General features: G+C 69.0%; 12 protein-coding genes and 1 pseudogene. All 13 read right to left on the bottom strand.

Features of this window, described 5'->3' with window-relative positions; all coding sequences use genetic code 11:
* Positions 1-1,213: 1,213 nt before the first annotated feature.
* Positions 1,214-2,734: a YifB family Mg chelatase-like AAA ATPase gene (locus ABZX92_RS32640; RefSeq protein WP_355567894.1), complete on the bottom strand. Its 1,521-nt coding sequence runs from the start codon at positions 2,732-2,734 to the stop codon at positions 1,214-1,216.
* Position 2,735: 1 nt separating this feature from the next.
* On the bottom strand, positions 2,736-3,107 hold the full coding sequence (locus ABZX92_RS32635) for a YraN family protein (protein ID WP_355567891.1): 372 nt from the start codon (positions 3,105-3,107) through the stop codon (positions 2,736-2,738).
* Between the two features lie 191 nt (positions 3,108-3,298).
* The gene (locus ABZX92_RS32630) at positions 3,299-3,622 is read right to left on the bottom strand and encodes a DUF2469 domain-containing protein (protein WP_030468024.1); all 324 of its coding nucleotides are present in this window, start codon (positions 3,620-3,622) and stop codon (positions 3,299-3,301) included.
* Positions 3,622-4,413 (bottom strand): ribonuclease HII, encoded by a 792-nt coding sequence (locus ABZX92_RS32625; RefSeq protein ID WP_355567888.1) that lies wholly within the window; start codon positions 4,411-4,413, stop codon positions 3,622-3,624. Before ABZX92_RS32625 ends, ABZX92_RS32630 begins: the two co-directional genes overlap by 1 nt.
* Positions 4,410-5,276 carry a signal peptidase I gene (lepB, locus tag ABZX92_RS32620; RefSeq protein WP_355567885.1) on the bottom strand — a complete coding sequence of 289 codons (867 nt, stop codon included), beginning with the start codon at positions 5,274-5,276 and terminating at the stop codon, positions 4,410-4,412. The genes ABZX92_RS32625 and lepB (ABZX92_RS32620) overlap by 4 nt, the downstream gene beginning before the upstream one ends.
* Positions 5,277-5,292: 16 nt before the next feature.
* A pseudogene (gene lepB, locus ABZX92_RS32615) lies at positions 5,293-6,021 on the bottom strand (signal peptidase I); the annotation flags it as partial.
* 3 nt (positions 6,022-6,024) lie between these two features.
* Entirely contained in the window at positions 6,025-6,384 is a 360-nt protein-coding gene (rplS, locus tag ABZX92_RS32610; protein WP_355567882.1) for a 50S ribosomal protein L19, read from the bottom strand.
* 152 nt (positions 6,385-6,536) lie between these two features.
* Positions 6,537-7,283: a tRNA (guanosine(37)-N1)-methyltransferase TrmD gene (trmD, locus tag ABZX92_RS32605; protein ID WP_355567879.1), complete on the bottom strand. Its 747-nt coding sequence runs from the start codon at positions 7,281-7,283 to the stop codon at positions 6,537-6,539.
* Positions 7,273-7,788: a ribosome maturation factor RimM gene (gene rimM, locus ABZX92_RS32600; protein WP_355567877.1), complete on the bottom strand. Its 516-nt coding sequence runs from the start codon at positions 7,786-7,788 to the stop codon at positions 7,273-7,275. Before rimM ends, trmD begins: the two co-directional genes overlap by 11 nt.
* 17 nt (positions 7,789-7,805) lie before the next feature.
* Positions 7,806-8,045: an RNA-binding protein gene (locus tag ABZX92_RS32595; RefSeq protein WP_030468017.1), complete on the bottom strand. Its 240-nt coding sequence runs from the start codon at positions 8,043-8,045 to the stop codon at positions 7,806-7,808.
* A complete protein-coding gene (gene rpsP, locus ABZX92_RS32590) occupies positions 8,042-8,485 on the bottom strand; it encodes a 30S ribosomal protein S16 (RefSeq protein WP_355567874.1) in 444 nt (147 codons plus the stop codon). The genes ABZX92_RS32595 and rpsP overlap by 4 nt, the downstream gene beginning before the upstream one ends.
* 125 nt (positions 8,486-8,610) lie before the next feature.
* Entirely contained in the window at positions 8,611-9,342 is a 732-nt protein-coding gene (locus ABZX92_RS32585; RefSeq protein ID WP_355567871.1) for a 5-oxoprolinase subunit PxpA, read from the bottom strand.
* Positions 9,342-10,118: a CPBP family intramembrane glutamic endopeptidase gene (locus tag ABZX92_RS32580; protein WP_355567868.1), complete on the bottom strand. Its 777-nt coding sequence runs from the start codon at positions 10,116-10,118 to the stop codon at positions 9,342-9,344. Before ABZX92_RS32580 ends, ABZX92_RS32585 begins: the two co-directional genes overlap by 1 nt.
* Positions 10,119-10,145: the final 27 nt, after the last annotated feature.

Below are 10,145 nucleotides of genomic sequence, written 5' to 3'. Positions count from 1 at the left end.
CTCTTTCGGTGTTTTGTGTTTTTTTTTTTTTTTTTGTTTTTTTTTGTTTTTTTTTTTTTTTTTTTGGGGGGGGGGGGGGCGGGGGCCCCCCCCCCCGCTCGCCGGGTTTGGGGCGCGCGCCCCGCCCAGTAGCCGGACGCGAGCCGAGGCAGGAGGCTCAGCGCCCGGTGGCTCGAAAGCTGCACCGAGGTGTGTGCGGGTCAGGGGTGGCGCCAGGTCGGGTCAGGCCCCAGTCACGGGTGTGGACGCCAGGTCGAAGGACTAGCTGCCGGATGCAGGTGGCCGCACGATCAGAGGTGATCTCCTGGTCAGTTGTAGATGCCTGATCAAGGCGCGGCGCCGGATCGGGTGGATGCGTGGTCGGGGCGGGTGGATGCCTCATCAGAGGGCGGGGAGTCAGGTCGGGTGGCGGGTCAGGCGTGGGCGTGGATCAGGGCGGATGCCAGGTCAGGGGGTGAGTGGCCTGGCCAGGGCATGGGTGGCCTGGCCAGGGCATGGGTGGCCTGGCCAGGGCATGGGTGGCCTGGCCAGGGCATGGGTGGCCTGGCCAGGGCGTGGGTGGCCTCGTCAGACGGCGGGCGGTCTAGCCAGAGAGCGGGCGGTCTAGCCAGAGAGCGGGTCGCCTGGCCAGAGAGCGGGTCGCCTCGTCAGAGGGTGGGCGGTCTAGCCAGAGGGTGGGCGGTCTAGCCAGAGAGCGGGTCGCCTGGTCAGAGGGCAGGTGGCCTGGCCAGAGGGCAGGTGGCCTGGCCAGAGGGCAGGTGCCGGGCGCGGAGTGGGAGTGGGACTCCGCGCCCGGCGGCATTGGGGGGTGGTGGTGCGGGTCTCGGGGCGACGCCAGGTACGCGTCATGCGAGTGGGCGGGCAGGTGGCGGGCGACGGCGGGTGCGCGTGCTGTGGTGGGAATGGGTGGGTGAGCGGGACTCCCGCTGGGGGTGGGCGGGCGGCCCGCTCTACCGGGGCCGGGCGCGGAGCAGGGGCTCGATTGCTCCGCGACCGGCTGTCTGGGGGCAGTGGGTTGGTGCCTGTGGTCGTCCGGGCAGCACCGCGGCGGATGGGGCGTGGTGTCGTGTTGGCGGACCAGGGCTGAGAACGGGCTCGGGGTCGCGGGGTAGGTGGGTGGCGCTGTGGTGGTCGGGGCGGCGAACTTTGGGTGAGGCGGCGGCGTTCAGACGCCGGGGGACGGGTTGAGCGCGCGGTGGCTGGACCGGCGGGGTCAGGTTTGGCGGCGTTCTCGGAACTGGAGGGCGGCGGCCACGTGGTCGGCTGTGGGGCGGTCGGACTCGGCCAGGTCGGCGAGGGTCCAAGCGACTCGGAGGCAGCGGTCGGCGCCTCGGCCGGTCAGGGCGCCGGTGGCCAGGGCGCGGTCCAGGAGGGTCGTGGATTGGCGTGGGAGGGCGAACTCGCGGCGCAGGGCCGGGCCGGGGACCTGGGCGTTGGTGGGCCAGGTGTGGCCGTGGGCGGACCAGCGGGTGGCGGCTCGGGAGCGGGCTTTGAGGACCCGTTCGCGGACGATGGCGGTGGGTTCGGGTGGGCGGGCGTCGGCGTTGGTCATGGCGGTGGTGGCGCGCATTCGGACTCGGAGGTCCACGCGGTCCAGCAGAGGGCCGGAGAGGCGGGCCTGGTAGCGGCGGCGGACTGTGGCGGTGCAGGTGCAGTCGACTTCCTTGGGCGGCGCGCACGGGCACGGGTTGGTGGCGAGGATGAGTTGGAAGCGGGCCGGGTAGCGGGCTATGCCGTCGCGGCGCGGGATGCGGACCTCGCCGGACTCCAGGGCCGTGCGGAGGGTGTCGATCGTCTTCTGGCCGAACTCGCACGCCTCGTCGAGGAAGAGGACGCCCTTGTGGGCTCGGGAGGCGGCGCCCGGTTTGGCCATGCCGCTGCCGCCGCCGATCAGGGCCGCGATGGACGTGGTGTGGTGGACGTCGACGAACGGTGGGACGGCCACCAGCGGGCAGTCGGACGAGAGCGTGCCCGCCACCGAATGGACCGCGGTGACCGCCAGGGCGTCTTCTCGCGTCAGGGGTGGGAGCAGGCCCGGCAGGCGTTCGGCCAGCATCGTCTTGCCGGTGCCGGGAGGGCCGGTCAGCAGGAGGTGGTGGGCACCCGCGGCCGCGACTTCCAGAGCCCAGCGGGCTTCCGGCTGGCCCACCACGTCGGCCAGGTCCGGGACGTCCGGCGCCGGGGACGACGCGGCTTCCGGGGGCGGCTGGAGATCTGCGCTCTCGGCGCGGAGCCAGGCCAGGACTTCGGAAAGCGTCAGCGCGCCCAGCACCGTCATGCCGTCCACCAGGCCCGCCTCGGGCAGGGCGTCCACCGGGACGATCGCGCTGCGCAGGCCGGCCCGGCGAGCGGCCAGCAGCGCGGGCAGGACGCCGCGAACCGGGCGCACTCGGCCGTCCAGGGCCAGTTCGCCCAGCAGGACCGTGGTGGCGAGGCGGTCGGGCGGCACGGAACCTGCCGCGGCCAGAGTGGCGCAGGCTATGGCCAGGTCGTAGCTCGAACCGCCCTTGGGGAGGTTGGCCGGCGAGAGGCCGAGCACGATGCGCTGCTTCGGCCACTCCTCCTCGCTGTTGCGGACGGCGGCTTTGACGCGCTCCTTCGACTCGTGCAAGGACGCGTCGGGCAGGCCGAGGAGGTGGGTGCGGGGCTGGCCCACCCCCACGTCGGCCTCGATCTCGACCGCAAGGCCGTCCACGCCGTAGAGGGCGACCGACCACGCCTGTGCGAGGCCCACGTCAGGCCCCCCGCAGATGTTGCAGGTGCGGGGAGCCACCTGGCGGCCAGGTGACCGAGATCAGGTCGACGCGGACCGGGCACCAGCCCACACCGTGCTTGGCGAGCCAGCGCAGGGCCGTTCGCCGCAGGCGGGAGAGCTTGCGCTGGTCGACGGCCTCGTCCGGGCGGCCCCACACCGGGCCGGACCGGGTCTTGACCTCGCAGACGACCAGGCGGTCGCCCTCAACGGCCACGACGTCGAGCTCGCCGTCACGGCACGTCCAGTTGCGGGACAGGACGACGAGGCCCTGCCCCTCCAGGTACGCGCACGCCAGGTCCTCGCCCTGCCTGCCCAGCTCCTGCTGCCTGGTTTCGACCAGTGCCTGTGCCACCACTGTCCTCGCCTCCCTGCGGGTCGTTGGGTACGACCTTGCAGGGTGGGGCGGGGTGGGTGGCCGGGCTGAGGGGAATCTGTGGACAACTCAGCGGCTGTGGACAACTCGGCCGTTGTCGATGTTGGAACGGCCGAATTGTCGGTGGGGTGTGCTAGTGGCCCCCAACGCCACCGGCACCCCGGAAACCACTACGTCGGGAACGGCCCGCTTTCCGGCAGGCGCAGGTCCGGCTTGTCCAGCTCCTCCACGTTCACGTCCTTGAACGTGATGACACGAACGTTCTTGACGAACCGGGCGGGGCGGTACATGTCCCACACCCACGCGTCCGACATGCGCACCTCGAAGTACACCTCGCCGTCGGCGTTGCGCACCTGCACGTCCACCGAGTTGGCCAGGTAGAAACGCCGTTCGGTCTCCACGACGAACGAGAACTGGCTGACGATGTCGCGGTACTCCTTGTACAGCGACAGCTCCATCTCGGTCTCGTACTTCTCGAGATCCTCTGCACTCATTACGCCTCCGCGCGGGTCATCTGCTCCGCGCCCTCACTCGTCGCGAGCTCCCCGGCGTCAGCCGGGGTTGCATCATTCTGGACCACGGCGGTCGCGGTCGTACCGCGCGCCACCCTGTGCGGCGCGGCGAGACCGTGCTTCGACGCCGCCGCTGCCACATTTACATACGACCAGCGATGCTCCGCACACGGGCCGTGTTCCATCAACGCCGCCGTGTGGTCCGGCGTGCAGTAGCCCTTGTGCTCGTTGAAGCCGTACTGCGGATAACGCTGGTGCAGATCGGCCATGATCCGGTCCCGCGTGACCTTGGCCAGCACGGATGCCGCCGCCACGCACGCCGCCGCCTGGTCGCCCTTGATCACCGCGACGCTCGGCGCGGGCATCCCCGGCACCTTGAAACCGTCCGTCAGCACGTACCCAGGATGCGTCGCCATCCGCGCAACAGCGCGCCGCATGCCCTCGAGGTTCATCACGTGGATGCCCAGCCAGTCGATCTCGGCGGGCGACACGACGACCACGGAGTGATCCACGGCACGCTTCAGCACCAGGTCGTACATCCGGTCGCGGGCAGAAGCCGTCATCAGCTTCGAGTCGTTCAGGCCTTCGAACCGCGCAGCATCACCCGGTCGAAGGACACACGCCGCGATCACCAACGGCCCGGCGCACGGCCCGCGGCCCGCCTCGTCCACGCCGGCGACCGGGCCCAGCCCACGCCGCTCCAGCGTGCCCTGCAACGCCCAGTTCCCCGACGAGCCCCGCACGACCGCGCGGGGCGGCAACAGCATCGTCATCGGCGGAATCGGTCTCGCACTCGACGTCCCAGCAGCAGAAGCGGCCACGCAGCGACGATACCCACGCCCAGGAGGACGTTCTCCTGCCAGCCCGGCGCACCCATCGAAACGGCCTGCGGGTTGTGGTCCGTCACCCCGCCCCACCTCGACGGAGGCAGCACGATCACGCGCGCCTTGCCGATCACGTCGTCGACCGGCACGAGCCCGTTCAGGCCGCCCTGACCCTGGCACCGCGAGTCGCACGAGTGGTTGCGGTTGTCGCCGAGCACGAACAGCATCCCGTCCGGGATCTTGAGCTCCTCGAACGACTCCTGCACGGCCTCGGAACCCTCGTCGTAGTGCTTGTACGGCTCGTCGAGAGGCTTGCCGTCCACCGTCACGCGGTTCTGCTCGTCGCAGCACTTCACGGTCTGCCCGCCGACGGCGATCACGCGCTTGACGAAGTCCTCCTCGTTCGCCGAGGGCAGACCGATCAGCGACCCGAGCCACGACAACCCCTGCGAGATCGGGTTGCCCGGCTCGTCGGTGATGAAGTCGTTCTGCCACGACGGCGGCCCGCGGAACACGATCACGTCGCCCGGCGACGGCTCGGTGAAGCGGTAGGTGACCTTGTCCACCAGCACCCGGTCGCCGTAGCACTCGGTGCACCCGTGCAGCGTCGCTTCCATCGACTCCGACGGGATCATGTAGACACGGCCGAGGAAGATCTGGATGCCGATCGCGAGGCCGAACGCGACCAGGATGAGGACCGGCAGTTCCTTCCAGAAGTTGCCCTTTTTCTTCTTCTTCTTCGAAGGTCCATCCGAAGCGTCCGAAGTCGGCTCGTCGCTGGACGGGGTGTGCTCTGGATCGACGTCAACCACGAGATCAGCCTAGGGGCTGCGGGTTGTGATCCGACACAACACTCCACCGATCTTTCGGGAAAACGATGTAGCGCGCCTTCCCGATGACGTTTTCGATCGGGATCGTGCCCGCTACGCCCCCGCCGCCCTGTTTGCGCGAGTCCGTCGAGTTCATCCGGTTGTCCCCCATCACGAACAACCGCCCTGCCGGCACGAGCACGGGTGCGAACGGCTCGTGGTCCGCGGGCGAGGTTCCCGGCTGCCAGTGGATGTACGGCTCGTCGAGCGGTTTGCCGTCCACGACGACACGGTGTTGCTCATCGCAGCACATCACCGTCTGGCCCGGCAGCGCGATCACGCGCTTCACGAAGTCGCGCTCGTTCGCCGGCGAGATGCCCAGCAACGAGCCGACGTTCTGCACAACGCGCGCAACGGGATTCGTGGACGGAGTGGCGCGGAAGTCGTGCGCGGTCCACGCCTCGGGGCCGCGGAACACGACCACCTCACCCGGTTCGACGTCACCGAACCGATAGGCGAGCTTGTCGACCAGCACGCGGTCGTTCTCGCAGCCGGTGCAACCGTGCAGGGTGTTTTCCATCGACGCCGAGGGGATCACGTAGACCCGCGCCACGAACGCCTGGATCAGCGCCGTCAGCACGACGGCCGTCACGACGACGTAGAGAACTTCTCTGCGAACAGGAGTACGCCCCCGCTCCGGTTCGTCCGGTGCGGAGGCGTCTTCCGAGTCTTCTGGGCTCGAAGCCACCGATCAGGAGACCGGCTTGGCCTCGCGCTTCTCCTTGATCTTCGCAGCCTTGCCGCGCAGGTCGCGCAGGTAGTACAGCTTGGCGCGACGCACGTCACCGCGGATGGCGACCTCGATCTCGGCGATGTTCGGGGAGTGCACCGGGAAGGTGCGCTCGACGCCGACACCGAACGAGACCTTGCGGACGGTGAAGGTCTCACGGATGCCGCCACCCTGGCGACGGATCACGACGCCCTGGAACACCTGGACGCGCTCGCGCGAGCCCTCGATGACGCGGACGTGAACCTTCAGCGTGTCACCCGCGCGGAAGCTCGGGATGTCAGTGCGCAACGACTGGGCGTCGAGTGCGTCCAGGATGTTCATCGGTGGTTCCTCACGTGTCTTGAACTTCCCAGAGCATGTTCCATGACCGTGCACGACATGATGGGGGTTCGGCTTGGTGCGCACGCCGATATGACACCGGGTGCGGCAACTGGTCCAGTGTGCCAGACCAGGCACTCCGGAATGAAATCGGGCTACTCCCCGGCCTCGCGCAGGCGCGCGAGCAGTGCCCGGTCGTGCTTGTCGAACGCTTCCGACGGCAACGCTTCCAGCAGGTCAGGACGCCTTTCAAAGGTCCTGACGAGCGATTGGTCACGCCGCCAGCGGTTGATCAGCTTGTGGTTTCCCGAGCGCAGCACGTCCGGCACGGCGAGTTCCCGCCACACCTCCGGCCGCGTGTAGCTCGGGCCTTCGAGCAGCCCGTCCTGGAACGAGTCCTCGGCGTGCGACTTCGGGTTGCCGAGCACGCCGGGCAGCAGTCGCGCGACCGCCTCCACGATGGCGAGCACGGCCACTTCGCCGCCCACCAGCACGTAATCGCCGATCGACACCTCGTCGACGCGCACGCGCCGTGCGGCGTCATCGACAACACGCTGGTCGATGCCCTCGTAGCGACCGCACGCGAACACGAGATGCGATTCGGACGCGTACTCGTGCGCGAGCGCCTGCGTGAACGGGCGTCCGGCCGGCGTCGGCACGATGAGGCGCGTCGCGTCCGTGCACACGTCGTCGAGCGCGTGGCCCCAGATGTCCGGCTTCATGACCATGCCGGGACCGCCGCCGTACGGGCTGTCGTCGACGGCCTTGTGCACGTCCTGCGTCCAGTCGCGCAGATCGTGGACACCGACGCTGATCAGGCCCTTGTCGATCGCCTTCCCGAGCAACGCGGCGCGCAGCGGCGCCAGGTACTCCGGGAAGATCGTGACGACGTCAATCTGCATCGAGCAGGCCCTCTGGCGGGGTCACGACGACGCGGCCGCCGCGAACGTCCACAGTGGGCACGATCTCGCGCACGAACGGGATCAGCGCCTCCCCGCGATCACGGATGATCACGAGCAGCTCGCCACCGGGGCCGTGCAGGATCTCCTTGACCGTGCCGATCTTCGTGCCGTCGGCGAGTTCGGCCGTGAGCCCTTCGAGCTCGTGGTCGTAGAACTCGTCCGGGTCGTCGGTCGGCGGCAGGTCGTCGGTGCTGCCCAGCAACAACGTGCCGCGCAACGACTCCGCGACGTCGCGGGTGACGACTTCGGCGAAACGCACGAGCAGCCGCCCGGCATGAGGCCGGGCGGCTGACACGGTGAGGCTTCGGGACGTGCCGTCACGCAGCTTGGCCTGGAGCGTTGCCCCAAGCGCGAACCGCATTTCGGGTGAATCAGTGCGCACGTCAACGGCGAGTTCGCCGGTGATCCCGTGCGCCTTGGCCACACGGCCGACAACGACGTCCATTTGCCCTTGAACTTCGCTCAGCGGTCGGTGTCGACGACGTCGACCCGCACACCACGACCGCCGATACCGGCCATCACGGTGCGCAGAGCCGTCGCGGTGCGACCGCCACGACCGATCACCTTGCCGAGGTCGTCCGGGTGGACGTGGACCTCGAGGGTGCGGCCGCGGCGGGTCGTCACGAGGTTCACCCGGACGTCGTCCGGGTGGTCGACGATGCCGCGAACGAGGTGTTCGAGGGCGTCAGCCAACAAACTCACGCCTCGTCCTTGGTCGCCTCGGCGTCAGCCTTCGGAGCGTCGTCGGCCTTGCGGGCCTTCTTCGCCTTCGGCGTGGTGGCCTCGGTCATCGGCTCCTCGTTCGCGGCGGCCAGAGCGGCGGCGAACAGGTCGGCCTTGGAGGTCTTCGGCTCCTTGACGCGGAGGGTGCCCTCGGCGCCCGGCAGGCCCTTGAACTTCTGCCAGTCACCGGTGATCTCGAGGAGACGCTGCACCGACTCGGTCGGCTGCGCGCCGACACCCAGCCAGTACTGCGCGCGCTCGGAGTCGACCGCGATGAACGACGGCTCTTCCTTGGGGTGGTACTTGCCGATCGTCTCGATCGCCTTGCCGTCGCGACGGGTGCGCGCGTCGGCGACCACGATGCGGTAGTACGGCTGACGGATCTTGCCGAGACGCTGAAGCTTGATCTTGACGGCCACGGGCCTGGTACTCCTTGAACTCTGTGTTGGTGGTTCGCACAGCCGCGGCTCGGGCAGAGGGGCCGACCACGGCGGAACAACCAGCGATTGTGCCAGATGGGGGCCGGTGGATCCGAATCGGGGCTCTACACGAACGCCGTGACGGTCCCGAGCGCGTCCTTGACGGCCCGTGCGTGCTCGACCGCGCCCGGTGTGTCGCCGTGCACGCACAGCGACTCGGCGCTGGTCTTGATGATCGTGCCGTCGACCGCGACGATCTCGCCGTCCTGCAGTCTCTGAGCGCGCTCGATGATCTGCGCGGTGTTCGTGAGCAGGGCGTTCGGCTCGCTGCGCGGGACCAGCGTGCCGTGCGGGGTGTAGCCGCGGTCGGCGAACGCTTCCTGGACCGGCCGCAGCCCGGCTTGGTTCGCCTTCTTGAGCAGCTCGGAGCCCGGCAGGCCGAGGATGGGCAGGTCCTTGAAGGCTTTGACACCGTTGACCACGGCTTCCGCCTGCTTCTCGTGATGCACCGTGGCGTTGTAGAGCGCGCCGTGCGGCTTCACGTAGACGACCTCGGTGCCTGCTGCTCGTGCGCACGCGTCGAGCGCGCCGATTTGGTACAGGACCTCGTCGGCGAGCTCCGTCGGATCGGCGTCGATGAACCTGCGGCCGAACCCGGCCAGGTCGCGGTAGGAGACCTGGGCGCCGATCCTGACGCCGTTCTTCGCGGCTTCCTCGCACACCTTGCGCATGGTCGACGGGTCGCCCGCGTGGAAGCCGCACGCGACGTTCGCGCTGGTGATGATGCCCAGCAGCGCTGCGTCGTCGCCGAGCTTCCAGATGCCGAAGCCCTCGCCGAGGTCGCTGTTCAGGTCCATCACATGACCCCGGCGGACATGAGGAGGAGGGTGAGGCCGGGCAGGAAGTTGTTCATCACGTGCACCACGATGCTCGCCCCGAGCCGGCGGGTGATCAGGCGGGCGATGCCGATGGGGATGGCGATCACGAGCAGCAGCCAAGTGCGGTGGGGTTCGAGGTGGCTGACCGCGAAGATCACCGTGGTGAGCACGAACGCGGCCCACCTGCTCCAGCCCTGGCGTTCGACGGCGCCCCAGAGCAGGCCGCGGAAGATGATCTCCTCGCAGATCGGCCCGATGAAGCTCATGTAGAGGAACATCGTGATGGCGGCCGACAGCGGCAGGTTGGCGTCGCTGAACAGCTCGCCGACCGCACTCGTGGCGTTCGCCTCGCCGACGACGCTCGCCCAGAGCTTGGCCGCGAGCAGGGTGAGGACGAGACCGCCGAGGCCGATCTTGAGCCCGGTGGTGACGTCCTCCTTGGTCATGCTCAGGCGCAGGTCCACGACCGGGCCGTTGCCGCGGACGTAGGTGATGACGATGGCGAGACCGGCCGCGAGGATGATCGGCACGAGCGACCCGATCAGCACGAGCGAGGTCGAGTTCTCGAGGTCCGCGCCGAGGGTTTTTCCGACGGCCGTGATGAACACGGCGCTCAGGATGAAGACGGCCTCCACCAGGATGAAGGCGCCGAACCCCCAGCGCTGGCCGACGCGGGCCGGCTCCGGGTTGCGGCTGATGTCGCGCACGCTCTCGATGAAGCCCCGGTTCGGCTTCGGGGACTCCGGCTCACTCACGCTCTGCAATCTAGTCACGCCGCGGCT

The organism is Lentzea sp. NPDC006480 (assembly GCF_040611995.1).
Lineage (GTDB): Bacteria > Actinomycetota > Actinomycetes > Mycobacteriales > Pseudonocardiaceae > Lentzea.
Note: the sequence above shows the minus strand (reverse complement) of the source record. Positions and strands in the feature narration are given on the sequence as shown.

Coding starts and splice junctions, on each gene's coding strand:
- ABZX92_RS32630 (WP_030468024.1), bottom strand. CDS start 3,622: ATGAGTGCAGAGGATCTCGAGAAGTACGAGACCGAGATGGAGCTGTCG.
- ABZX92_RS32625 (WP_355567888.1), bottom strand. CDS start 4,413: ATGACGATGCTGTTGCCGCCCCGCGCGGTCGTGCGGGGCTCGTCGGGG.
- rplS (WP_355567882.1), bottom strand. CDS start 6,384: ATGAACATCCTGGACGCACTCGACGCCCAGTCGTTGCGCACTGACATC.
- trmD (WP_355567879.1), bottom strand. CDS start 7,283: ATGCAGATTGACGTCGTCACGATCTTCCCGGAGTACCTGGCGCCGCTG.
- rimM (WP_355567877.1), bottom strand. CDS start 7,788: ATGGACGTCGTTGTCGGCCGTGTGGCCAAGGCGCACGGGATCACCGGC.
- ABZX92_RS32585 (WP_355567871.1), bottom strand. CDS start 9,342: ATGGACCTGAACAGCGACCTCGGCGAGGGCTTCGGCATCTGGAAGCTC.